General features: G+C 73.7%; 16 protein-coding genes. 5 read left to right on the top strand and 11 right to left on the bottom strand.

What is annotated here, in order from left to right; all coding sequences use genetic code 11:
- Positions 1-54: 54 nt before the first annotated feature.
- The 4 genes from IE271_RS00600 to hrcA form a co-directional block, all read right to left on the bottom strand.
- Complete coding sequence (locus tag IE271_RS00600) at positions 55-801, bottom strand: 16S rRNA (uracil(1498)-N(3))-methyltransferase (protein WP_190188088.1); 747 nt, start codon at positions 799-801, stop codon at positions 55-57.
- Positions 798-1,874 (bottom strand): nitronate monooxygenase, encoded by a 1,077-nt coding sequence (locus IE271_RS00595; protein ID WP_190188087.1) that lies wholly within the window; start codon positions 1,872-1,874, stop codon positions 798-800. Before IE271_RS00595 ends, IE271_RS00600 begins: the two co-directional genes overlap by 4 nt.
- A gap of 148 nt (positions 1,875-2,022) precedes the next feature.
- Positions 2,023-3,159, bottom strand: a complete 1,137-nt coding sequence (gene dnaJ / locus IE271_RS00590; RefSeq protein ID WP_190188086.1) for a molecular chaperone DnaJ — start codon at positions 3,157-3,159, stop codon at positions 2,023-2,025.
- A complete protein-coding gene (gene hrcA / locus IE271_RS00585; RefSeq protein WP_190188541.1) occupies positions 3,160-4,176 on the bottom strand; it encodes a heat-inducible transcriptional repressor HrcA in 1,017 nt (338 codons plus the stop codon).
- A gap of 257 nt (positions 4,177-4,433) precedes the next feature.
- Here hrcA and IE271_RS00580 point away from each other — a divergent pair, with 257 nt between their 5' ends.
- Both IE271_RS00580 and IE271_RS00575 read left to right on the top strand, forming a co-directional pair.
- Positions 4,434-5,165: an MBL fold metallo-hydrolase gene (locus IE271_RS00580; protein WP_190188085.1), complete on the top strand. Its 732-nt coding sequence runs from the start codon at positions 4,434-4,436 to the stop codon at positions 5,163-5,165.
- Positions 5,166-5,702: 537 nt separating this feature from the next.
- Positions 5,703-6,569, top strand: a complete 867-nt coding sequence (locus IE271_RS00575; RefSeq protein ID WP_373308675.1) for a DUF3097 domain-containing protein — start codon at positions 5,703-5,705, stop codon at positions 6,567-6,569.
- A 265-nt stretch (positions 6,570-6,834) separates the two neighbouring features.
- Here IE271_RS00575 and hemW read toward each other — a convergent pair whose 3' ends face one another.
- Both hemW and IE271_RS00565 read right to left on the bottom strand, forming a co-directional pair.
- Positions 6,835-8,067, bottom strand: coding sequence for a radical SAM family heme chaperone HemW (hemW, locus tag IE271_RS00570; protein ID WP_190188083.1), 1,233 nt, complete (start codon positions 8,065-8,067; stop codon positions 6,835-6,837).
- Positions 8,068-8,148: 81 nt separating this feature from the next.
- Positions 8,149-10,182 (bottom strand): SpoIIE family protein phosphatase, encoded by a 2,034-nt coding sequence (locus IE271_RS00565; protein WP_229919065.1) that lies wholly within the window; start codon positions 10,180-10,182, stop codon positions 8,149-8,151.
- A 272-nt stretch (positions 10,183-10,454) separates the two neighbouring features.
- Between IE271_RS00565 and IE271_RS00560 the strand changes: the two genes are divergently transcribed.
- Together IE271_RS00560 and IE271_RS00555 are read left to right on the top strand one after the other, a co-directional pair.
- Entirely contained in the window at positions 10,455-14,531 is a 4,077-nt protein-coding gene (locus IE271_RS00560; protein WP_229919064.1) for a HAMP domain-containing protein, read from the top strand.
- Positions 14,532-14,547: 16 nt separating this feature from the next.
- Complete coding sequence (locus IE271_RS00555; protein ID WP_190188080.1) at positions 14,548-15,147, top strand: response regulator; 600 nt, start codon at positions 14,548-14,550, stop codon at positions 15,145-15,147.
- 337 nt (positions 15,148-15,484) lie between these two features.
- Here the strand turns inward: IE271_RS00555 and IE271_RS00550 are convergent, their stop codons facing one another.
- Together IE271_RS00550 and lepA are read right to left on the bottom strand one after the other, a co-directional pair.
- On the bottom strand, positions 15,485-17,371 hold the full coding sequence (locus IE271_RS00550; protein ID WP_190188079.1) for an AMP-dependent synthetase/ligase: 1,887 nt from the start codon (positions 17,369-17,371) through the stop codon (positions 15,485-15,487).
- 240 nt (positions 17,372-17,611) lie between these two features.
- Positions 17,612-19,480, bottom strand: a complete 1,869-nt coding sequence (gene lepA, locus IE271_RS00545) for a translation elongation factor 4 (protein WP_190188078.1) — start codon at positions 19,478-19,480, stop codon at positions 17,612-17,614.
- Between the two features lie 221 nt (positions 19,481-19,701).
- Here lepA and rpsT point away from each other — a divergent pair, with 221 nt between their 5' ends.
- Positions 19,702-19,968, top strand: a complete 267-nt coding sequence (gene rpsT / locus IE271_RS00540; protein WP_190188077.1) for a 30S ribosomal protein S20 — start codon at positions 19,702-19,704, stop codon at positions 19,966-19,968.
- Between the two features lie 508 nt (positions 19,969-20,476).
- On the opposite strand, the gene holA is transcribed toward rpsT, so the two are convergent.
- The 3 genes from holA to IE271_RS00525 all read right to left on the bottom strand — a co-directional run bounded on the left by holA (position 20,477) and on the right by IE271_RS00525 (position 24,792).
- The gene (holA, locus tag IE271_RS00535) at positions 20,477-21,463 is read right to left on the bottom strand and encodes a DNA polymerase III subunit delta (RefSeq protein ID WP_190188076.1); all 987 of its coding nucleotides are present in this window, start codon (positions 21,461-21,463) and stop codon (positions 20,477-20,479) included.
- A gap of 362 nt (positions 21,464-21,825) precedes the next feature.
- On the bottom strand, positions 21,826-22,071 hold the full coding sequence (locus tag IE271_RS00530) for a hypothetical protein (RefSeq protein WP_190188075.1): 246 nt from the start codon (positions 22,069-22,071) through the stop codon (positions 21,826-21,828).
- Between the two features lie 81 nt (positions 22,072-22,152).
- Positions 22,153-24,792 carry a ComEC/Rec2 family competence protein gene (locus IE271_RS00525; RefSeq protein WP_229919091.1) on the bottom strand — a complete coding sequence of 880 codons (2,640 nt, stop codon included), beginning with the start codon at positions 24,790-24,792 and terminating at the stop codon, positions 22,153-22,155.
- Positions 24,793-24,830: the final 38 nt, after the last annotated feature.

Below are 24,830 nucleotides of genomic sequence, written 5' to 3'. Positions count from 1 at the left end.
AGGGTGCCAGCCACCGCAGACCGGCGGAAGGCCCCATTGCGGCCACTGTGCGGGTCAGGACCAGCGGCCGGTGCGCCCCAGCAGCAGCGCGGCCGCCGCCGTTCCCGCGGTGGAGGTGCGCAGCACGGAGCGTCCCAGCCGGTACGCCTTCGCGCCGGCCTCGGCGAACGTCTCCAGCTCCTCCGGGGAGACGCCTCCCTCGGGGCCCACGACCAGCACGATCCGCCCGGTCGTGGGCAGTCCGGCGGTGGCGAGCGGCTCGCTGGGGTGGTTCCGGTCCTCGTGCAGGACGGCGGCCAGATCCGCTTTGGCGAGAAGTGCCGCAACCTGCCGGGTCGACATCGCGTCCCCGACCTCCGGGAACCGCACCCGCCGCGCCTGCTTGCCGGCCTCCCGCGCCGTCGCGCGCCACTTGCCGAGCGCCTTCTGGCCGCGCTCGCCCTTCCACTGCGTGATGCAGCGGGAGGCGGTCCACGGCACGATCGCGTCGACGCCGGTCTCCGTCATGGTCTCCACGGCGAGCTCGCCCCGGTCGCCCTTGGGCAGCGCCTGCACCACGGTGATGTGCGGCTCGGGCTCCGGCTCCTCGGACACCCCCTCCACCGCCACCACGAGCCGGTCCTTGCCCTCTGCGGCCCGCACGACGCCCTCGGCCCAGTGCCCGCGCCCGTCGGTGAGGACCACGTCCTCCCCCGGCCGCAGCCGCTTCACGGACACCGCGTGCCGCCCCTCGGGCCCCTCCAGGACGTACTCGGGCCCGATCCCGTCGAGCGCGTCCACCACGAACACCGGTGCGGTCATCGGCCCGCTCCTTCCTGCGTCAGGGCGGCGCACGCCGAGGCGGTCTCGGCCGCGAGCACCTCCACGAGCTGCCCGGCCGGCAGCTCCCGCGCCATGCGGTGGCCCTGCCCCGCCCACAGCGCCATGCCCTGCGCGTCCCCGGCCCTGGCGGCCGCCTGGCGCAGCGGCTGGGTCAGGTGGTGCACCTGGGGGTAGGCGGCGGGGGCGTACGGACCGTGCTCGCGCAGGAAGCGGTTGACCAGCCCTCTGGCCGGTCTGCCGGAGAACGCGCGGGTGAGTTCCGTACGGACGAAGAGCGGGTTGGTCAGCGCCTGCTTGTGCACGGGGTGGGCGCCGGACTCGGGCGTGGCGAGGAACGCCGTGCCGAGCTGCGCGGCGGACGCGCCCGCGGCCAGCACCGCGGCGATCTGGCTGCCGCGCATCAGCCCGCCCGCGGCGACGATCGGCAGGTGCACGGCCTCGCGGACCTGGGCGACCAGGGACAGCAGCCCGATGCCCGCGCCGTCCGTCTCCGGGTTGTCCCGGTGGGTGCCCCGGTGGCCGCCCGCCTCCACGCCCTGCACGATCACCGCGTCGGCCCCGGCGTACTGCACGGCCAGCGCCTCCTCGACGGTGGTGGCGGTGACCAGGGTGCGCGTGCCGAGGCGGGCGAGGGACTCCAGGACCTCGCGCGGCGGGCAGCCGAAGTGGAAGGAGACGGCGGGGACGGGGTCGTCGCGCAGGACGGCGAGCTTGGCCTCGTAGCCGTCGTCGCGTCCGCCGTCGGGGTCGCCCAGCTCGGTCTCGTACCAGGCGGCCTCGCCCGCGAGCTGGTGGGCGTAGACGTCGACGGCCGAGGCGTCGGCCGTGTCGGGCTGCGGCACGAAGAGGTTCACGCCGAACGGGCGGGCGGTGAGGCTCCGCAGCTGCTTGATCTCCTGGTACATGCCGTCGGCGGTCTTGTAGCCGCCGGCGAGGAACCCGAGGCCGCCCGCCTCGGACACGGCGGCCGTGAGCGGCGGGACGGAGATGCCGCCCGCCATGGGCGCCTGCACGATCGGAAGCGGGCAGAGATCGGTCAGCGCGGATGACATGACGGCATGTTGTCACGTACTCCGAACAAGTCCGAATCCGGTGTTGCGGCGCGACGGAACCGGTGCGCGGTCCGTGTACCACCCCGTGCGCGCCCGGGGCGCGCCACCGGCGTGGGGGGGGGGGAGGCCCCCGGGCGCACGGGGTCGGCTACCGCCCGTTGAAGGCGTCCTTCAGACGGGAGAAGAGGCCCTGCTGGCCGGGCTGGAACTGGCCCGTCGGACGCTCCTCGCCGCGCAGCTCGGCCAGCTCGCGCAGCAGGCGCTCCTGCTCCGGGTCCAGCTTGGTCGGGGTCTGCACCTCGACGTGCACGACGAGGTCGCCGCGCCCGCCGCCGCGCAGATGGGTGACGCCGCGGCCGTGCAGCGGGATCGACTGCCCCGACTGCGTGCCCGGGCGGATGTCGACCTCCTCCAGGCCGTCGAGCGTCTCCAGCGGCACCTTCGTGCCGAGCGCCGCCGCCGTCATCGGGATCGTGACCGTGCAGTGCAGGTCGTCGCCGCGCCGCTGGAAGGTCGGGTGCGGCAGCTCGTGGATCTCGACGTAGAGGTCGCCGGCGGGGCCGCCGCCGGGGCCGACCTCGCCCTCGCCCGCGAGCTGGATCCGGGTGCCGTTGTCGACGCCCGCCGGGATCTTGACGGTGAGCGTGCGGCGGGAGCGCACCCGGCCGTCGCCCGCGCACTCGGGGCACGGGGTGGGCACGACCGTGCCGAAGCCCTGGCACTGCGGGCAGGGCCGGGAGGTCATGACCTGGCCCAGGAAGGACCGGGTGACCTGGGAGACCTCACCGCGGCCGCGGCACATGTCGCAGGTCTGCGCCGAGGTGCCGGGCGCCGCGCCCTCGCCGTTGCACGTGGTGCAGACGACGGCCGTGTCGACCTGGATGTCCTTGGTGGTGCCGAAGGCCGCCTCGTCGAGCTCGACCTCCAGGCGGATCATCGCGTCCTGGCCGCGCCGGGTGCGCGAGCGCGGGCCGCGCTGGGACGCCGTGCCGAAGAAGGCGTCCATGATGTCCGAGAAGTTCCCGAAGCCGCCGGCGCCGAAGCCGCCCGCGCCCCCGCCGCCCGACTGGGACAGCGGGTCGCCGCCGAGGTCGTAGACCTGCTTCTTCTGCGGGTCCGAGAGCACCTCGTACGCGGCGTTGATCTCCTTGAAGCGCTCCTGCGTCTTCGGATCGGGGTTCACGTCCGGGTGCAGCTCGCGCGCGAGCCTCCGGAAGGCCTTCTTGATCTCGTCCTGGGACGCGTCGCGGCGCACGCCGAGTACGGCGTAGTAGTCCGTGGCCACTCAGGACTCCGCCAGGATCTGTCCGACGTACCGTGCCACCGCTCGTACCGCTCCCATCGTTCCCGGGTAATCCATGCGCGTCGGTCCGACCACGCCGAGTTTGGCTACTGCCTCGCCGCCCGAACCGTAGCCGACGGAGACGACCGATGTGGAGCTGAGCCCCTCATGGGCGTTCTCGTGACCGATCCGTACGGTCATGCCCGAATCCGTCGCCTCACCCAGCAGCTTGAGGAGCACGACCTGCTCCTCCAGGGCCTCCAGAACGGGCCGGATGGTGAGCGGGAAGTCGTGCCCGAAGCGCGTCAGATTGGCGGTGCCGCCGATCATCAGCCGCTCCTCGGTCTCCTCGACCAGCGTCTCCAGCAGCGTGGAGAGCACCGTCGCGACCGTACCGCGGTCTTCCGCCTCGAAGGCCTCCGGCAGGTCCTGCACCAGCTGCGGGACGTCCGCGAAACGGCGGCCCGCGACCCTGCTGTTGAGCCGCGCGCGCAGGTCCGCCAGCGCGGCCTCCCCGAAGGGCGCCGGGCAGTCCACCATGCGCTGCTCCACGCGCCCGGTGTCCGTGATGAGCACGAGCATCACACGCGCGGGGGCGAGCGACAGCAGCTCCACGTGCCGGACGGTGGACCGGGTCAGCGACGGGTACTGCACGACGGCGACCTGCCGGGTCAGCTGCGCGAGCAGCCGCACCGTGCGGCCCACGACGTCGTCGAGGTCGACGGCGCCGTCGAGGAAGTTCTGGATGGCCCGGCGCTCGGGTGCCGTCATCGGCTTCACGCCGGCCAGCTTGTCGACGAAGAGCCGGTAGCCCTTGTCGGTGGGGATGCGCCCGGCGCTGGTGTGCGGCTGGGCGATGTAGCCCTCGTCCTCCAGCGCCGCCATGTCGTTGCGCACGGTCGCCGGCGAGACGCCGAGGTTGTGCCGCTCCGTGAGCGCCTTGGAGCCGACCGGCTCCTCCGTGCCCACGTAGTCCTGGACGATGGCGCGCAGTACTTCGAGTCTGCGTTCACTGAGCACCGCGCACACCTCCAGCTGGCCTCTTCCGTGCTCTCTGACCTGGCACTCACCGCAGGGGAGTGCCAGCATCCCCGGTCAAGTGTACGGCCGGTGGGTACGGGCCCGGCAAGGGTGGGCCTGCGGCGATGTCCGGGCCCTCGTCACACCGGCGCCACCGGGCCCGGCCGCGGGCGGGCGGTGCCGGACCGCGCGGGCGTCGCGCGGCGCGCCGCGGGGCACGTGCCGCCGGGGGACGCGCCGGGGCTTAGCGTCGTGCCATGACGGTGGCGTGGGACGGCATGGCGTGGGAGCGGCTGGCGCCCGGGGTCGGGCGGCGGCGGCTGCCGGTCTGGGACTGCACGGCCGGGCTGGTGGTCGGCGAGGACGCGGTGCTGATGGTCGACGCGGGGTCGAGCCTGCGGGAGGGCGCGGAGCTGCGTACGCAGGCCGAACGGCTGCTCGGCGGCCGCAGGCCCACGCACCTGGCCCTCACGCACCCGCACTTCGACCACGTCTTCGGCGCCGCCGCCTTCGCCGGGGCCGAGGTCTTCGGCGCGGTGGGCGTCGACCAGGTCCTCGCGCACGGACGCGAGGAGCTGTGCGCGGACGCCGTCCGCAACGGCGCCGACCCCCGGGAGGCGGCCGAGGCCGCCGACGCGCTGGTCCGCCCGCGGCACCCGGTCTGCGGCGAGTGGACGCTCGACCTCGGCGGCGTCCAGGTCCTGCTGGCCAACGTCGGCCCCGGGCACACCGCCCACGACCTGGCGGTCCTCGTCCCGTCCGCGCCGGAGGTCGTCTTCTGCGGCGACCTGGTCGAGGAGTCGGGCGAGCCGCAGGCGGGACCCGACGCCGTGCCGTCCCGCTGGCCCGCGGCCCTGGACCGGCTGCTCGCACTCGGCGGCGAGGACGCCCTGTACGTGCCCGGCCACGGCGCCGCCGTGGACGCCGCGTACGTCCGCGCCCAGCGCGACGAACTGGCACGGCGCTTCGAGGGCGCGGGGGCCCAGTAGCGGCGCGGGCGCGGCCGTCCGCTCGGGCACGGCCGAGCCCGGACGGGCAGCCGCGCGGGGCACGGCCGGACGGCGGGAGACCGGGGCCGGGGCGGGGCCGGGGCGGGCGGGGCCGCGTCCGGAGCGAGCGGGGACAGGTCCGGAGCGGACGGACGGCAGGCCGGGGGCCGGGACGGGGCCGGGCCCGGAACGGCCGAGGGCCGGGTCCGGGGCGGACGAGTGGCCGTGCCCGGGGACGGGCATCCGGGCGTGTCGCCCGATCGGCGCGCCGCATGATCGGCGCGTCGCGTGGTCGGCGCGTCGCGTGGTCGGCGCGTCGCCCGGTCGGCGCGCCGCATGATCGGGGCGTCGCGCGGTCGGGGCGTCGCGCGGTCGGGGCGTCACGGAGGGGCGTGGGCCCGACAACTCTTTTCGGCCTGCCCGTTTCCTGCCCGCCGCCCGTCCGCCCCTGCCTCCTCCTGCCTCTTTTCGACCCGCCCGTTCCCCGTCCCGGCGTGTCCGAGGAGCCCGGCGGCCTTTTCTCCTATCGTCGTTCGAATGTGCCCATCCGTCTCCCACCGTCACCCCTCCAACGGGGACCCCTCGCGTCCCCGCCCTCGTATGTACTCACCCGATCTGACCCCGCCGTGGAAGAAGTCCCGGCCCGTGCCCGAGGTGGCCGCCGAACCGGGGCTGGTCGTCGAGGAGCCGGGCAGCGGGTTCTGCGGCGCGGTGATCCGCTGCGAGGCGGGCACGGTGACGCTGGAGGACCGCTTCGGCAAGCACCGGGTGTTCCCGCTGCAGCCGCGGGGCTTCCTCCTGGAGGGTGAGGTGGTGACGCTGGTGCGCCCGTCCGCCGGGCCCGCCCGCCCCGCGCGCACCGCGTCCGGCTCGGTGGCCGTGCCCGGCGCGCGCGCCCGGGTGGCCCGCGCGGGCCGCATCTACGTGGAGGGCCGCCACGACGCCGAGCTGGTCGAGAAGGTCTGGGGCGACGACCTGCGCATCGAGGGCGTGGTCGTCGAGTACCTGGAGGGCGTCGACGACCTGCCGGCGATCGTCGAGGAGTTCGCCCCCGGCCCCGACGCCCGCCTCGGCGTCCTGGTCGACCACCTGGTCCCCGGCTCGAAGGAGTCCCGTGTCGCGGAGGCGGTGACGAGCGAGTACGCGCTGGTGGTGGGCCATCCGTACATCGACGTGTGGGAGGCGGTGAAGCCGTCGTCGCTCGGCATCCCGTCCTGGCCCCGCGTGCCGCGCGGACAGGACTGGAAGACGGGCGTGTGCCGGGCGCTGGGATGGCCGGAGAACACCGGTGCCGCCTGGCAGCACATCCTGTCGCGGGTGCGGTCGTACAAGGACCTGGAGCCCGCCCTCCTGGGCCGGGTCGAGGAACTGATCGACTTCGTCACCGCACCGGAGGAGCGGTAGCAAGCAGAAGCGGAGGGGCAGGGTGTGCGGGCGGGCCGGGGCACGTCCCGCCCGGTGTTCTCGGCCCGGCACTTCCAGTCCGGCACCCCCGGTCCGGCACTTCCGGCCCGGCACTCCCGGTCCGGCACTTCCGGCTGGCACTCCCGGTCCGGCACCCCCGGTCCCGCGTCCCCGGTCCCGCGTCCCCGGTCCGGACGGTCCGCCCGGGCCACTCGGATCGCCCGGGCCACCTGGGCCGCCCGGACGCCCGGACCGCCGGGGCCCCTCAGTCCACCAGGTCCCTGACCACCGCGTCCGCCAGCAGCCGGCCCCGCAGGGTGAGGACCGCGCGGCCGCCGTCGAACGGGCCCGGTGCGAGCAGGCCGTCGGCCAGGGCGCGGCGTGCGGCCGCGAGTCCGTCCGGCCTCAGCAGGTCCAGGGGCGCGCCCTCGCGCAGCCGCAGCTCCAGCAGGATCCGCTCCACCCTGCGGTCCTCGTCGGTCAGCAGTTCGCGCCCGGCACCGGGCGAGCGCCCGGCCGCCAGGGCCGCCGCGTACGCGCCCGGATGCTTGACGTTCCACCAGCGCACCCCGCCGACGTGGCTGTGCGCGCCGGGGCCCGCGCCCCACCAGTCGGCGCCGCGCCAGTAGAACTCGTTGTGCAGGCAGCGGGCCGCCTCGGAGGTGGCCCAGTTGGAGACCTCGTACCACTCGAACCCGGCCGCCGCCATGACCTCGTCCGCGATGAGGTAGCGGTCGGCGTGCGCGTCGTCGTCCGTCATCGGCACCTCGCCGCGCCGGATGCGGCGGGCGAGCTGCGTGCCCTCCTCCACGATCAGGGCGTACGCCGAGACGTGGTCGGGCCCGGCGCCGAGCGCGGCGTCGAGGGAGGCGCGCCAGTCGTCGTCGGTCTCCCCCGGCGTGCCGTAGATCAGGTCGAGGTTGACGTGCTCGAAGCCGGCGGCGCGGGCCTCGGCGACGCATGCCTCGGGGCGGCCCGGCGTGTGCGTGCGGTCGAGCACCTTCAGGACGTGCTGCCGCGCGCTCTGCATGCCGAAGGAGATGCGGTTGAAGCCGCCGGCCCGCAGGACCGCGAGGTACTCCGGGTCCACCGACTCGGGGTTCGCCTCGGTGGTGACCTCGGCGTCCGGCGCGAGCCCGAACTCCTCGCGGATCGCGTCCAGCATCCGTACGAGGTCGTCTGCGGCCAGCAGCGTCGGCGTGCCGCCGCCGACGAAGACCGTGCGGACCGGGCGGGGGTCGTCGCCGAGCACCTTGCGGGCCAGGCGGACCTCCTCGACCAGGGTCTCCGCGTAGTTGTCGCGGGAGGCGAGGACGCCGCCGGTGCCGCGCAGCTCCGTCGCCGTGTACGTGTTGAAGTCGCAGTAGCCGCAGCGCGTGGCGCAGTACGGGACGTGCAGGTAGAACCCGAGGGGCCGGTCCTGGGCGCCGACGAGGGCGGACGCGGGCAGCGCCCCGTCGTCGGGCACGGGCTCGCCGTCGGGAAGTGCGGAAGGCATGTCCTCCATTGTCCCGTACCCGTGCGCCTTCCCCCTCCGGCCCCGCTCCGGGCCCGGCGGGGGCGTGGGCGGCGGCCCGCGCTACTCCGCCTGGAGCACCAGCAGCGCCAGGTCGTCCTCCGGCGGTTCGGCGCCGAAGGCGTGCACCAGGCGGCGGATGCGGTCGGCCACGAGCCGCGCGCCGAGCCCCGCGCACTCCGTGAGCACCGCCGCGAGGCCGTCCTCGTCGTCGAAGAGCCGCTGCCCGTCGCGCCGCTCCGTCACGCCGTCCGTGACGCACAGCAGGCTCTCCCCGGAGCGCAGCTCGAACGTCTCGCAGGTGTACGCCACCTCCTCGAAGGCGCCGAGCAGGGTCTGCGGCTCGACCACGTCGCGGACCTTCCCGTCCGGCTGCAGGACCAGCGGCAGCGGGTGCCCCGCGGAGGCGAGGGTGCAGCGCACCCCGCCGTCGAAGGGCACCAGTTCGCCGTAGACCAGCGACAGGAACCGGCTCTGCGGGTACTGCCCCAGCTCGCCGACCCCCTGTCCGCCCGCCGCCGCCAGCGCCCGGGCCGCCGCGTTGGACACCTCCGTCGCGTCGTCGAGGAGGAGCTGGTTGAGCCGGTCGAGGACGTCCGGCACCGCGTACCCCTCGCGGGCGAGCAGCCGCAGCCAGGGGCGGGCGAGCCCGATCACCACCGCCGCCTCGGGCCCCTTGCCCTGCACGTCGCCGAGGGCGAAGCACCAGCGCCCGTCCCCGGCCGGGAACAGGTCGTAGAAGTCCCCGCTGGGCCCGCCCTTGTCGCAGGGCTCGTAGACGAGCGCGCTCTGCAGTCCGGGGATGTCCGCCACCGCGCCGGGCAGCAGGCCGCGCTGCAGGACGCGGCTGATGGTGGCCTGCCGCGCGTACTGGCGCGCGGTGCCGACGGCGAGCGCGACCCGGCGGCTGAAGTCCTCCACGAGCCCGGTGATCTCGTCGGGGAAGCGCAGCAGCCCGGCCCGGCCGATGACCAGCGTGCCCACCGGCTGGCCGCCCGCGACCAGCCGGTACGCCAGGGCCGCGCCGACGGCGCCGTGCCCGCCGAGGGCCTCCGCGGGCCAGGGCACGGGGATCGCCGTGCCGCGCGGCGCGTCGGGCAGCACCGGCGGGGTCCGCTCCAGGACCCGGCGCAGCTCCCCGATGCGGTTCTCGCTGCCGTGCCAGACGCGGGCCAGCCGCGCCCCGGCGACGGCGCCCGCGCGGTGGGCGCCGCCCCACGCGGCCTCCTGGTCCAGCCACACCGCGCACCAGTCGGCGAGCCGCGGCACCAGCAGCTGGCCGGTGAGCGCGGCGATCAGGTCCTCGTCGAGCTGCCCGGCCAGCAGGTCGGATGCCTCGGCGAGGAAGGTGAGGGCGCCGCGGTTGAGCCAGTCCGGGTCCTGCACACCCTGCCGGGGGGCGGGTGCGAGCAGTTCGGCGACGCGCAGCCCCCGCCGCAGCGCGTTCTGCCCCGGGTACGGCGTCGCCTCGGGCGGGCCGGGGTCCTCCGGCTCGGGCGGCACCCTGGCCAGCGGCAGCCGCGCCCAGACGGTCTTGGTGCCGGTGCGGTAGGTGATGCCCCACTCCTCGGACAGGTCCGCGACCAGGTGCAGGCCGCGCCCGTACTCCGGCATGTCGTACGGCCGCTCCTCGCCGCCGTCGCGCACGGAGCGTGCGGGGTGGCGGTCGGCCACCTCCACGACGAGGGCGCCGAACGCGCCGCGGCCGGCCGCCGGGACGCCGGCGGTTTCGGCCGGGCGGGCCCCCGGGGCGTCGGCTCCGTCCGGTGCTCCCGGTGCTCCCGGTGCTCCCGGTGCTCCCGGTGCTCCCGGTGCTTTCGGTGCTCTCGGCCCGCCCGTCCCGTCCCGGGCGTCCGGCCCCTCCGGGGGCTCCTCGGACTCCTCCAGGCGGCAGAGCAGGTCGACGTCGGTGCCGGCGTGCACGACCGCGTTGGTGACGAGTTCGCTGACGACGACGCTGGCGTCCTCGGCGAGCCGGTCGGTGATGCCGTCGGCGCCCGGCACGGCCAGCCGCGTCCAGTCCGCGAGGACGGCGCGGACGAAGCGGCGGGCCGCCCCCGGGGCGAGCGGATTGCCCGGCAGGGACGTCCGTGTCACCGGTGGCCGGTTCGTACGGCCGGACGCGGGCGCATCAGGCGCACCAGGCGCACGGAACACGGTCTCCCGTTGCATCGGAACGGCCCTCACTGTGCAGCTCCCCCGAGCAGTTCGGACGAATAGGTCTCTCACGGCACGGCCAGAGTGACAGACTGGCCACGCCCATAAGCACCGAGTTACCGAAGTGGGCCTCCATGAGTGAGAACAGTGCTATGCACGTGCTCGAAGACGGACACATTCGGGCATCGGAACTCCGCCCTCTGCTCGCCGCCATGACCGCGGCCCGGGACGGCGACTTCGCGAAGGTCCCGGAGACGGGGTACGGCCCGGTGGCCGAACTGCACGCCATGTTCAACCAGATCGTGGACCGCAGCAGCCACTTCAACCGCGAGGTGCAGCGCGTCCGGCGGGAGATCGTGCGGGACGGCCGGCTGGACGAGCGGCTGTCCGCGAGCCCGGGGCAGGGCAGCTGGACGACCCGGGTCAACGACGTGAACCAGCTCCTCGACGCCCTGGTGGCTCCGGCGGCGAACGCCACCCGGGTGCTCGACGCGGTGGCCGGCGGCGACCTGACCCAGCGGGTCGACCTGCACGACGGCAACCGGCAGCTCCGCGGCGACCTGCGCCGGCTGGGGCGCACGGTCAACAGAACGGTCGACCAGCTGTCCCTCTTCACGGGCGAGGTGACGCGGGTCGCGCGGGAGGTCGGCACCGAGGGGCGGCTCGGCGGCCGGGCCAAGGTGTCGGGGCTCTCCGGGAGCTGGCGGGACGTGACCGAGGCGGTCAACACCATGGCGTCCCGGCTGACGGCCCAGGTCCGCGACATCGCGCTGGTGACGACGGCGGTGGCGCGCGGCGACCTGACCCGCACGGTGACGGTCGAGGCGACCGGCGAGCTGCTCGAGCTGAAGCTCACCGTCAACACGATGGTGGACCAGCTGTCCGCCTTCGCCGACGAGGTCACCCGCGTCGCCCGCGAGGTCGGCACCGAAGGAAGGCTGGGCGGGCGGGCCCAGGTGCGGGGCGTGTCCGGGGTCTGGAAGGACCTCACCGACAACGTCAACTTCATGGCGTCGAACCTGACCTCCCAGGTCCGCAACATCGCCCAGGTCACCACCGCCGTCGCCAACGGCGACCTCAGCCAGAAGATCACCGTCGACGCGCAGGGCGAGATCCTGCAGCTCAAGTCGACGATCAACACGATGGTGGACCAGCTGTCCGCCTTCGCCGACGAGGTCACCCGCGTCGCCCGCGAGGTCGGCACCGAGGGCAACCTCGGCGGCCGGGCCCAGGTGCGGGGCGTGTCCGGGGTCTGGAAGGACCTCACCGACAACGTCAACTTCATGGCGGACAACCTCACCTCGCAGGTCCGCAACATCGCGCTGGTGTCCACGGCCGTGGCCCAGGGCGACCTCGGCAAGAAGATCACGGTCGAGGCGAAGGGCGAGATCCTCGAACTGAAGTCGACGATCAACACGATGGTGGACCAGCTGTCCGCCTTCGCCGACGAGGTCACCCGCGTCGCCCGCGAGGTCGGCACCGAGGGCAACCTCGGCGGCCAGGCCCAGGTGCGGGGCGTGTCCGGGGTCTGGAAGGACCTCACCGACAACGTCAACTTCATGGCGCTGAACCTGACCTCCCAGGTCCGCAACATCGCCCAGGTCACCACCGCCGTCGCCAACGGCGACCTCTCCAAGAAGATCACTGTCGACGCGCGCGGCGAGATCCTCGAACTGAAGGACACCGTCAACACGATGGTGGAGCAGCTGCGCGCCTTCGCCGACGAGGTGACCCGCGTCGCCCGCGAGGTCGGCACCGACGGCAGGCTCGGCGGCCGCGCCCAGGTCCTCGGCGTCTCCGGCGTCTGGCGCGACCTCACCGACAACGTCAATTACATGGCGGACAACCTCACCTCCCAGGTCCGCAACATCGCCCAGGTCGCCACCGCCGTGGCCCAGGGCGACCTCTCCAAGAAGATCGACGTGGACGCGCGCGGCGAGATCCTGGAGCTGAAGACCACCATCAACACGATGGTCGACACCCTCTCCTCGTTCTCCTCCGAGGTCACCCGGGTGGCCCGCGAGGTGGGCTCCGAGGGCCAGCTCGGCGGCCAGGCCCGGGTCGAGGGCGTGTACGGCACCTGGAAGCGCCTGACGACGAGCGTGAACGAGCTGGCGCTGAACCTGACCACTCAGGTCCGCGCCATCGCCGAGGTGGCCTCGGCCGTGGCGCAGGGCGACATGTCCCGGTCGATCACCGTGGAGACCCAGGGCGAGGTCGCCGAGCTGAAGGACAACATCAACCTGATGGTGTCCAACCTGCGCGAGACCACCCGCGCGAAGGACTGGCTGGAGTCCAACCTCGCCCGGCTCGCCGCGCTGATGCAGGGCCACCGCGACCTGATGGAGGTCGCCGACCTGATCCTGCGCGAGCTGACGCCGCTGGTGAACGCCCAGTACGGGGCGTTCTTCCTGGCCGACCCCGACGAGGACGGCGGGGCGCTGCGGACCTCGGTGCCGCCGAAGGGGCTCGCGTTCATCGCCGGGTACGGCTCGGCGCAGGGCGCCACCGTCGACACGGGCGGCATGCCGGTGCACGGACTCGTACGGCAGGCGGCGCGGGAGAAGAAGCGCATCCTGGTGGAGGAGGCCCCGCCCGACTACATCAAGATCAACAGTGGTCTGGGCGAGGCGGCCCCGACGAGCGTCGTCATCATCCCGATCCTGTTCGAGGACAAGCTGCTCGGCGTGATCGAGCTGGCCTCCTTCTCCCGCTTCTCCGATGTGCACCTGGCGTTCTTCGACCAGTTCGTGAACACCATCGGCGTCGCGATCAACACCATCATCGCCAACTCCCGCACCGAGTCCCTGCTGGGCGAGTCGCAGCGGCTGGCCCAACAGCTCCAGGAGCGCTCGGACGAACTGCAGAAGCAGCAGGGCGAGCTCCAGCGCTCCAACGCCGAGCTGGAGGAGAAGGCCGCGCTGCTGGCGACCAGCTCGCAGTACAAGTCGGAGTTCCTGGCGAACATGTCGCACGAGCTGCGCACGCCGCTGAACTCGCTGCTGATCCTGGCCCGGCTGCTCTCCGACAACCCGGACGGCCACCTCTCCGACCAGGAGGTGCAGTTCGCGACGACCATCCACCGCTCGGGCTCGGACCTGCTGCAGCTGATCACCGACATCCTCGACCTGTCGAAGATCGAGGCCGGCCGGATGGACGTACGCCCGAAGAAGCTGCCGCTGATCAAGCTCCTCGACTACGTGCACGCCACGTTCCGCCCGCTCACCCTGGACCGGGGGCTCGCCTTCGAGGTGGCGGTCGGCGAGGACGTGCCGCGCGAGATGTACTCGGACGAGCAGCGGCTCCAGCAGATCCTGCGCAACCTGCTGTCCAACGCGATCAAGTTCACCGCGTCCGGCCGCGTCGAGCTGCGGGTCAAGCGCGTCGACAACTCCGACCACCGCTACACCCGCGACGGCGACGGCGAGGTGATCGCCTTCTCCGTCTCCGACACCGGCATCGGCATCGCCCCCGAGAAGCTCCCGGTCATCTTCGAGGCGTTCCAGCAGGCCGACGGCACCACCAACCGCAAGTACGGCGGGACGGGCCTGGGCCTGTCCATCAGCCGCGAGATCGCCAACCTGCTGGGCGGCCGCATCGTGGCCGAGAGCACGCCGGGGCGGGGCTCCACCTTCACCCTGTACGTCCCGGTGGTCAGCCCCGGGCACGCGGCGACCGGCCCCACGCCGGAGGAGCGTCCGGTGCCGATACCCGAACAGCAGGCGTCGGACGGATTCACCGGACCCGACCAGGACGAGAACTGGCCGACAGCGACGAAACTGGAGGAGTGGAAGACCGGCCGTGCGGGCCGGGTGCTGCCCGGGCACCGCGTACTGATCGTGGACGACGACATCCGCAACGTCTTCGCGCTGACCCACGTCCTGGGCCGGGTCGGCATGCCCGTCCTGTACGCAGAGAACGGCCGCGAGGGCATAGAGATCCTGGAACGCAACCCCGACGTGCAAATCGTCCTGATGGACATCATGATGCCGGAGATGGACGGATACGAGACCATCTCCGCCATCCGGCGCACCCCGCGCTGGGCGGACCTCCCCATCGTCGCGCTGACCGCCAAGGCGATGCCGGGGGACCGCGAGAAGTCGATCGCGCGAGGGGCGAACGACTACGTACCGAAACCGGTGGACGTCGATCAGCTGCTGACCGTCGTCTGCGCGCTCCTGGACCCCGAGGGCGTCGACTGCACCGCAGAGCAGGGCGACTCCACAGGTTCCGCCGATCCGGGACCGCGTACGACCGAGGAGCCCACGGTCCCGCCGACCGTCGAATGAGGCAGGCAGCCACGACATGAGTACAGCGACAGAGGAAACGACCGACTCGCGCGCCAGCATCCTCCTCGTGGACGACATGGAGGACAACCTGATCGCGCTGGAGGCCGTCCTGGGGTCCCTCAACGAACCACTGGTGCGGGCCCGTTCGGGCGAGGAGGCGATGAAGGCCCTGCTGCGGCAGCGGTTCGCCGTCGTCCTGCTCGACATCCGGATGCCCGGCATGGACGGCTTCGAGACCGCGGCGAACATCAAGCGGCTCGACCAGACCAAGGACGTCCCGATCATCTTCCTGACGGGGACGGACGCCGACGCGGGCTACGCGTTCCGCGGCTACGCGACCGGCGCCGCGGACTATCTCACCAAGCCCTTCGACCCCTGGGTCCTACGCGCCAAGGTGACGGTCTTCCTGGACCTGCACCGCAAGAACCAGCAGCTGGAGCGGATGCTGGCACGCGAGCAGAAGCAGTTCGAGGACCTCGCCACGCGGCTGCGCGCCGTCGAGGAGCGCCTGGCCTCCGGCCCCGGGGACGGGCACGGCGACGCCGGCGAGCTGCGCCGCCACATCCGCCGGATGGAGGAGATCCTGGGGGAGATGCGCCGGGCGCGGCCGTTCTGAGGGGCCGCGCCCCGCGCGGACGTGGTTCTCCCGTACCCGTCGTCGAAGACCTGGCCCCGGCGCCGGTGCCGCGCACCGGTCCCGGGTCCGGGTCTGCGGCATCGGCCCTGGGCACCGGCCTCCGGCGCCGGTGCGTGACGCCGGCATCGAGGCAGGTCCCGGTGCCGCCGCTCGGTGCCGGGACCCGGGTGCCGGTCTCCGGTGGCCGGTGGCCACGCGCGGCGGCGGTCCTCGACGTCGGCGTGCGGCGCCGGTGGACGGTACCGGTCCCGTGGCCGGCGTGCGGCCGGACCGGCGTACGGCCGGCCGCCGGGCGCGCGGCCGTGGGCGGCGCCCGTCAGGCCTCCCGCGTCCCCGCGTACATCTCGTCGATCAGGTGCTTGTACTCGCGCTCGACGACCGGGCGCTTCAGCTTCAGGCTGGGCGTGAGCTCGCCGTGCTCGACGTCCAGGTCGCGCGGCAGGAGCTTGAACTTCTTGATGGTCTGCCAGCGCTGCAGGCCCTCGTTGAGCTCCGTGACGTAGCCCTGGACGAGCTCGACGGTCGCGGGCGCGGCGACGACGTCCTCGTACGACTTGCCCTCCATGCCGTTCTCCTTGGCCCACTCCAGGATCGCCGGCTCGTCGAGCGCGATGAGCGCGGTGCAGAAGTTCCGGTCCGCGCCGTGCACCAGGATGTTGGAGACGTACGGGCACACCGCCTTGAACTGGCCCTCGACCTCGGCGGGCGCGATGTACTTGCCGCCCGACGTTTTGATCAGGTCCTTCTTGCGGTCGGTGATGCGCAGGTAGCCGTCCGGGGACAGCTCGCCGATGTCGCCGGTGTGGAACCAGCCGTCGGACTCCAGCACCTCGGCGGTCTTCTCCGGCAGCCCGTGGTAGCCCTCCATGATGCCCGGGCCGCGCAGCAGGATCTCGCCGTCGTCGGCGATGCGCACCTCGGTGCCGGGCAGCGGCTTGCCGACGGTGCCGGTGCGGTAGGCCTCGCCGGGGTTCACGAAGGAGGCGGCGGAGGACTCGGTCAGGCCGTAGCCCTCCAGGATGTGGATGCCGGCGCCCGCGAAGAAGTAGCCGATCTCCGGGGCCAGCGCGGCGCTGCCCGAGACGCAGGCGCGCAGCTTCCCGCCGAAGGCCTCGCGGATCTTGGAGTACACCAGCGCGTCGGCGGCCTTGTGCTTGGCGCCGAGCCCGAAGGGGACGGAGGCCGTGCCGGTGCGCCGGAAGTTGTCCTGGCTGACCTTGGCGTACTCGCGGGCGACCCCGGCCGCCCACTGGAAGATCCGGTACTTGGCCGCGCCGCCGGCCCGGGCCTTGGCGGCGACCCCGTTGTAGACCTTCTCGAAGATGCGCGGGACGGCCGCCATGTACGTCGGCCGCACCACCGGAAGGTTCTCGATGATCTTGTCCACGCGGCCGTCGACGGCCGTGACGTGCCCGATCTCGACCTGCCCCGAGGTGAGCACCTTGCCGAAGACGTGGGCGAGCGGCAGCCACAGGTACTGCACGTCGTCGGGGCCGAGCAGCCGGGTCGCGGCGATCGCCTTCGCCATGTACGACCAGTTGTCGTGCGGCAGCCGCACGCCCTTGGGGCGGCCGGTGGTGCCGGAGGTGTAGATCAGCGTCGCGAGCCGGTCGGCGGTGATCGCCCCGACCCGCTCTCTGATCAGGTCGGGGTTCTTCTCCAGGTGGGCGGCGCCGCGCCTCTCCAGCTCGGCGAGGGTGAGGACCCAGTCGCCCTCCTCGGGGAGCGGGTCGGCCCCCGCGCCGTCGATGACGACGACGTGCTTCAGCTCCGGCAGCTCGGCGCGCCGCTCGCGCGCCTTGGCGAGCTGGGCGGCGTCCTCGGCGATCAGCACCCGGCTGCCGGAGTCGGCGAGGATGAACGCCGACTCGTCCGCGTTGGTCTGCGGGTACACGGTCGTCGTGGCGGCGCCCGCGCACATGATGCCGAAGTCGGCGAGGATCCACTCGACGCGGGTCGCGGAGGCCAGGGCCACCCGCTCCTCCGGCCGCACGCCCAGCTCGATCAGCCCGGCCGCGATGGCGTACACCCGGTCGGCGGCCTGCCGCCAGCTCAGGGACTTCCAGTCGTCGGGGCCCTCGCCCGCGGCCGGCGGGACCGGGTAGCGGTAGGCCTCGGCGTCCGGAGTGGCGGCGACGCGCTCCAGGAAGAGGGCCGCCACGGACGGCGGACGGTTCTCGATGTGGGTCTGTGTGTCGCTCACGACATCCTCCGGGCCCGCGGCAGTGCGTGCGGATGGTCCATTGCGGCTGCTGTTTAACTCGCGAGTAACTATCGGGTGGTGATCAGAGTAAGACGCCGACCGGCCGGTACGTAAGGGGCGGCGTACCCTCATTTCCCCCGGTGCGGGAGTGAAGAAGCGCTTCCGGGAACGCGGCGGGCCCGCCGCGCCGGAGCGCGACGGGCCCGTGGTGCCCGGGGAACGGCCGGGACGGCCGCCCGGCTACTTCTTGCCCTTGCCGGAGCCGCCGGCGTCGTCGCTGGAGAGCACGGCGATGAAGGCCTCCTGCGGGACCTCCACGGAACCCACCATCTTCATGCGCTTCTTGCCCTCCTTCTGCTTCTCGAGCAGCTTCCGCTTGCGGGAGATGTCACCGCCGTAGCACTTGGCGAGGACGTCCTTGCGGATGGCGCGGATGGTCTCGCGGGCGATGACCCGGGAGCCGATGGCCGCCTGGACCGGCACCTCGAACGCCTGCCGCGGGATCAGCTCCTTGAGCTTGGCCACGAGGCGCACACCGTAGGCGTAGGCCTGGTCGCGGTGGGTGATCGCGGAGAAGGCGTCGACCTTGTCGCCGTGCAGCAGGATGTCGACCTTGACCAGATGGGCGGTCTGCTCGCCGGTGGGCTCGTAGTCGAGCGAGGCGTAGCCGCGGGTCTTGGACTTCAGCTGGTCGAAGAAGTCGAAGACGATCTCCGCGAGCGGCAGCGTGTAGCGGATCTCGACGCGGTCCTCGGAGAGGTAGTCCATGCCGAGCAGGACGCCGCGCCGGGCCTGGCACAGCTCCATGATCGAGCCGATGAACTCGCTCGGGGCCAGGATCGTGGCCCGCACGACCGGCTCGTACACCTCGCCGATCTTGCCCTCGGGGAACTCGCTCGGGTTGGTGACCGTGTGCTCGCTGCCGTCCTCCATGATCACGCGGTAGACCACGTTGGGGGCGGTGGCGATCAGGTCGAGCCCGAACTCGCGCTCCAGGCGCTCCCGGATCACGTCCAGGTGCAGCAGGCCGAGGAAGCCGACGCGGAAGCCGAAGCCGAGGGCCGCGGAGGTCTCCGGCTCGTAGACGAGGGCGGCGTCGTTGAGCTGGAGCTTGTCCAGCGCCTCGCGCAGCTCGGGGTAGTCGGAGCCGTCCAGCGGGTACAGGCCGGAGAAGACCATCGGCTTGGGGTCCTTGTACCCGCCGAGCGCCTCCTCGGCCCCCTTGCTCTGGCTGGTGACGGTGTCGCCGACCTTGGACTGGCGGACGTCCTTCACACCGGTGATGAGATAGCCCACCTCGCCGACGCCGAGGCCGTCGGCCGGCAGCATCTCGGGTGAGTTGGTGCCGATCTCCAGCAGCTCGTGCGTGGCGCCCGTGGACATCATCCGGATGCGCTCGCGCTTGTTGAGCTGGCCGTCGATGACACGGACGTAGGTCACGACGCCGCGGTAGGAGTCGTAGACCGAGTCGAAGATCATCGCGCGGGCGGGGGCGTCCGCGACGCCGACCGGGGCGGGGATCTCGGCGACGACCTTGTCGAGGAGCGCCTCGACGCCCATGCCCGTCTTCGCGGAGACCTTGAGCACGTCCTCCGGGTCGCAGCCGACGAGGTTCGCCAGCTCCTCGGAGAACTTCTCGGGCTGCGCGGCCGGCAGGTCGATCTTGTTGAGGACCGGGATGATCGTGAGGTCGTTCTCCATCGCCAGGTAGAGGTTGGCGAGGGTCTGCGCCTCGATGCCCTGGGCCGCGTCGACGAGGAGGATCGTCCCCTCGCAGGCCGCGAGCGACCGGGAGACCTCGTACGTGAAGTCCACGTGCCCGGGGGTATCGATCATGTTGAGGATGTGGGTGTTGCCCGGATCCTCCGTCGGGGCCCAGGGCAGCCGCACCGCCTGGGACTTGATCGTGATACCGCGCTCACGCTCGATGTCCATGCGGTCGAGGTACTGAGCACGCATCTGCCGCTGCTCGACCACACCGGTCAGCTGGAGCATCCGGTCGGCGAGCGTGGACTTGCCGTGGTCGATGTGCGCGATGATGCAGAAATTGCGGATCAGAGCCGGGTCGGTACGGCTCGGCTCGGGCACATTTTTAGGGGTCGCGGGCACGCAGGGTCCTGTCTCTTGAGGCGCCTTATGCCTCGGGTCGGATCGATACGTAGGCTCCATGGTCCCACGGGCCGGGCGGTGCGACCGGTTTGGGCCGCTCCGGGGGCCGCTGGTAGCCTGGGCAGCTGTGTCTCGTGCCCTCTCAGCGGGAGGCACACCCCAAAGAAAACACAGGCGCGTGAGGCGTGCCCTCACGTGCCCGAACCTGAAAAGGCTCATTCGTGGCGAACATCAAGTCCCAGATCAAGCGGATCAAGACCAACGAGAAGGCCCGGCTGCGCAACAAGGCCGTCAAGTCCTCTCTGAAGACCGCGATCCGCAAGGCCCGCGAGGCCGCCGCCGCGGGTGACGCCGAGAAGGCCACCGAGTACCAGCGCGCTGCCGCGCGCCAGCTCGACAAGGCCGTCTCCAAGGGCGTCATCCACAAGAACCAGGCCGCCAACAAGAAGTCGGCGCTTGCTTCCAAGGTCGCGGGCATCAAGGGCTGAATCCCCGCCGTGTCCGGCCCGGCCGGACGCATGGCTGATCTGAACGTTGATCCTGTGATCCCCGGTCATTGATCATCGGTCGTCCCGCTGACCACCGATCGGGATCCGACCGCCGGAAGGACCCGGGCGGGCCCTCTCTCATCCGCCCCCGACCGGCCCCCCGAGCCCGCACGCGGCCTGCGTTCGCCACGCGGGTGTGGGCTCCACCAGCTCCATCCGAGGACCCTGCCCTCCACCCTTCCCCGGGTGGGGGACGGGGTCCTCGGCGTGTTCGGGGGCTGGTGCGTCCAGCGGTGTACCCGGGCCGGTGCCTCCGGCGGTGTGACTGGGCCGGTGCCCCCGGCGGTGCACCCGGGCCGGTGAGAGGTCGGCCCCGGCGGGCGTGGGCCGTACGGGCGCTCATGCCGAGAGGAGAGGGTCGGAGAAGGCTGGAGGAGCTGGAGGAGAGGGTCGGAGAAGGCACCCTCCGGTACGGACGCGCCGTACGGGGAGGGCGCCGTCGGCGGGGTCAGCCGCGGCGGGAGCGGGCCGCGCGGGCGATCGTGACGACCGCCTTCTCCAACGCGTACTCCGGGTCGTCGCCGCCGCCCTTCACGCCGGCGTCGGCCTCGGCCACCGCACGCAGCGCGACCGCGATCCCGTCGGGGGTCCAGCCGCGCATCTGCTGGCGCACCCGGTCGATCTTCCACGGCGGCATGCCCAGCTCACGGGCGAGGTCGGCGGGGCGGCCGCCGCGGGCCGAGGAGAGCTTGCCGATCGCCCGCACCCCCTGGGCCAGCGCGCTGGTGATCAGCACCGGCGCGACGCCCGTCGACAGCGACCAGCGCAGCGCCTCCAGCGCCTCCGCGGCCCGCCCCTCCACCGCGCGGTCCGCCACGGTGAAACTGGAGGCCTCGGCCCGGCCCGTGTAGTACCGCCCGACCACCGCCTCGTCGATGGTCCCCTCGACGTCCGCGACGAGCTGCGCCGCGGCGGACGCCAGCTCCCGCAGGTCGCTGCCGATCGCGTCGACGAGGGCCTGGCACGCCTCGGGCGTGGCCGACCGCCCCGCCGTACGGAACTCGGCCCGCACGAACGACAGCCGGTCGGCCGGTTTGGTCATCTTGGCGCACGCCACCTCGCGCGCGCCCGCCTTGCGCGCCGCGTCGAGCAGTCCCTTGCCCTTCGCCCCGCCCGCGTGCAGCAGCACGAGCGTGATCTCCTCGGCGGGCGCGCCCAGGTACGCCTTGACGTCCTTGATCGTGTCCGCCGACAGGTCCTGCGCGTTGCGCACGACCACGACCTTGCGCTCGGCGAACAGCGACGGGCTCGTCAGCTCCGCGAGCGTGCCCGGCTGCAACTGGTCCGGCGTGAGGTCACGGACGTCCGTGTCCGCGTCGGCCGCCCGCGCGGCGGCCACCACCTCCTGCACGGCGCGGTCGAGCAGCAGGTCCTCCTGTCCCACGGCGAGCGTGACGGGAGCGAGCACATCGGCGGTGTCAGTCTTCCTGGCCATCGTGGTTCAGCATCCCATGGACGACTGACAGCACGGGCGGCGCAGGCACCGCGACGGACGGGAACGGGAACGGTGGTACCGGAACCGGGAGAGGCGGGGCGAAGCCGGGCCGGGCGAGGTCGGCCGGGTCCTGCACAGGTGGGGCGCGGTCGGGCCGGGGGCCGGGACGGGCAGGGCGAGGCCGGCCGGGTGCTGCGCACGTCACGTGGGGCGAGGGCGGGCCGGGGCCGGGACAGCGGGGAGCGAGGGCGGGGCCGGGGCGCTCCGGAACCGTCGCGCCGCAGGCGACGCCGGGACAGGCGGGGCCGGTTCCGGGGCGGGCGCCCCGGAACCGTCGCGCCGCGTCCGGCGCCCGGCCGGGGTCACGGCTCCTCGCGCCACCCGTCCCACTCCCGCGCGAACTCGTCCAGCCCGGCCGGGTCCAGCCGCTCCCCCTCGTCCCGGAGGACGAGCAGCCACTGCGCGTCCTCGGCGTCGTCCTCACCGGCCAGCGCGTCCCGTACGAGCTGCGGCTCCTCGTCCAGCCCGAACCGCTCCCCCAGCGCCTCCGCCGCCTCCTCCGCCGCGTCGCGGTCGGGCAGCACCAGTACGTGTCTCACATCGCTCACCCGCCCATTTTCCGGTACGTCCAGGCCGCGGCGCCCCGGCCCCCGGGCCGGGCCGGCACCGGGGCCCGCGGTCGGCCGGTCTCACTCCCGCGCCACCGCGAGCCGGTCGCCCGACCCGGCCACGGCGACCGCCCCGCCCTCGTCCGTGCGCAGCACCGCGGCCCCTGCGGCGCGGAGGGCGGCGACCGTACTGGGCGCCGGGTGCCCGTACGGGTTGCCCGCGCCGCACGAGACGAGCGCGAGGCGCGGCGCCGCCCTGCGCATGAGGTCCGGGTCCTGGTAGGCCGAACCGTGGTGGGCGACCTTGAGGACGTCCACGGCGGGCAGCCCGGCCCCGGCCGGCGATCTCAGCAACGCCCGCTGGGACGGTGGTTCGAGATCCCCCAGGAGCAGCAGCGTCAGCCCGCCCGAACGGACGAGCAGGGCCACGCTCGCGTCGTTCGGCCCCTCGGGCTCCGGAGCGGGCCGGGACGGCGGCCACAGCACCTGCCAGGCGAGCGCGCCCGTCCGCCGCCGCTCCCCCGCCACGGCCCGTGTCACCGGGACGCCCCGGGCCGCCGCCTCCCGGTGCACGAACTCCGCCTGGTCCGGCGGCTCCTCGTACCCGGTCGTCTCGACGGCCCCGACCTCCCTGCCCCTCAGCACACCGGGCAGCCCCGCGACGTGGTCGGCGTGGAAGTGGGTGAGGATCACGAGAGGGACGCGGGTGACGCCCAGCCCGCGCAGGCACCGGTCGGCCAGGACCGGGTCGGGGCCCGCGTCGACCACCACCGCGGCACCGTCGCCCGCGGCGAGCACGGTCGCGTCGCCCTGGCCCACGTCGCACATCGCGTACCTCCAGCCGGGCGGCGGCCACCCGGTGACCACCCTGACCAGCGGCGGCGGCCGTACGACCACGAGCACCAGCAGGAGGGCGCAGAGCCCGCACAGCCACGGCCGCCCCGGCAGCCGGCGCGCGGCCAGGACGGCCGCGGCGACGGCGCAGGCGAGCAGCAGGGCGCCCCACACCGTGCCCGGCCAGTCCACCGCGGCGCCCGGCAGGCCCGCTCCGGCACGGGCGATGCCCGCGATCCATCCCGTCGGCAGGCCCGCGCACCACGCCAGCGCCTCGGCCGCGGGCATCGCCCACGGGGCCGCGGCCAGGGCGGCGAAGCCGAGCACCGTCGCCGGTGCGACCGCGAACTCCGCGAGGAGGTTGCACGGCACCGCCACCAGGCTCACCCGCGCCGAGAGGACGGCCACGACCGGCGCGCACACGGCCTGCGCGGCGGCCGCCGCGGCCAGCGCCTCGGCGGCACGGGGCGGCATCCGGTGCCTGCGCAGTGCCACGCTCCACCTCGGCGCCAGCGTCAGCAGGGCGCCGGTCGCCAGGACGGAGAGCAGGAAGCCGTGGCTCACCGCCAGCCACGGGTCGTACAGCACGAGCAGCAGAACCGCCGTGGCGAGCGCCGGGACCAGCGATCTGCGACGGCCGGTGGCCAGGGCGAGCAGCGCGATCGTCCCGCAGGCCGCGGCCCGCAGCACGCTCGGGTCCGGGCGGCACACGACGACGAAGGCGAGCGTGAGCGCGCCGCCTGCCAGGGCGGTGCCGCGCAGCGATATGCCGAGCCGGGGCGCCAGACCGCGCCGCTCGGCGTGCTGGGCGCGTCCCGCCGGTCCGAGGAGCAGGGCCAGCAGGACGGTGAAGTTGGCGCCGCTCACGGCCAGGAGGTGGGTCAGGTCGGTCGCCCTGAACGCCTCGTCCAGGTCCGGCGGGACCCGCGAGGTGTCCCCGATGACCAGGCCCGGCAGCAGGGCCCGCGCGTCCGGCTCCAGGCCGTCGGCCGCCCGCCGCAGCCCTGCGCGCAGCCGTCCGGCGAACCGTTGTGCCGCCGACGGGCCCCGCACCACTTCCGGCGGCCCCTCGCCGTGCACCCGCAGCACGCCCGCGATCCGCCCGCCGTCCTCCAGCGGCGGCACGAGCCGCGCGGACACCCGCAGCCTGGTGGAGGGCAGCAGCGAGAGCCAGGACGGGCCGTGCGGCTCCGCTCTCGCTCCGCTTCCGCCCGCTGTGCTCCTGCTCGCTGCCGGTCCGTCCGAGGTCGTGCCCGCCGGCGCGCGCACGATCAGCAGTACGGGGGCGCGGACGGTCGCCGCTCCGCCGTCCGTCCGCTCGACACGTTCGGCCTCCGCGTCGATCAGCACAGCCCGCGGTGCGAGATGGTCCCCCGTGATGCGCGGTCGTGTGCGCCTCGGGTCGGAGACCACCCTCACCTCGGCCGTCACCTCGGCGTACTCGCTGGCCAGCCGGGGTACGGGGCCCCGGCGCGTGTCCGCGCCGTGCAGCCCGCCCGACACGGCGGCGGCCGCGACGCAGAGCAGCACGGCGGCGACCGGCGCCCTTGAGCGGAGAGCCCGCGCCCGGCCCGGCGGCCGGCCCGGCGGCCGGCCCGGCGGCCGGCTCCTGGACCGGTCCCGGGGCCGGCTTCGCCCCGGGGTCCGGTCCTGGTTCCGGAGCCGGAGCCGGAATCGGAGCCGGTTCCGGCTCCGCCCCGCCGCCAGCAGGCCGCCGCCGGTCAGCAGGCAGGCCAGCACCACGCCTGTGACCAGTGCGGGCGGCGCGTGGAGCGTCAGCGCCGCCGTCGCCCAGGCCGCCAGCGCGGACGGCACCAGCCGCAGGTCCGCGGGGCCCTCCTGCCGAGGGTGCGCGGCCCCCAGCCGCCGCCCGGACACCGCGTGCACGGCCGCGCGGTCGGTGGCCCCGGGGTCGGTGGCCCCGG

Origin of the sequence: Streptomyces minutiscleroticus, from assembly GCF_014650875.1 — a bacterium.
GTDB lineage: Bacteria > Actinomycetota > Actinomycetes > Streptomycetales > Streptomycetaceae > Streptomyces > Streptomyces minutiscleroticus.
The sequence above is the reverse complement of the archived record's forward strand: the minus strand, read 5'-3'. Positions and strand labels throughout refer to the sequence as shown.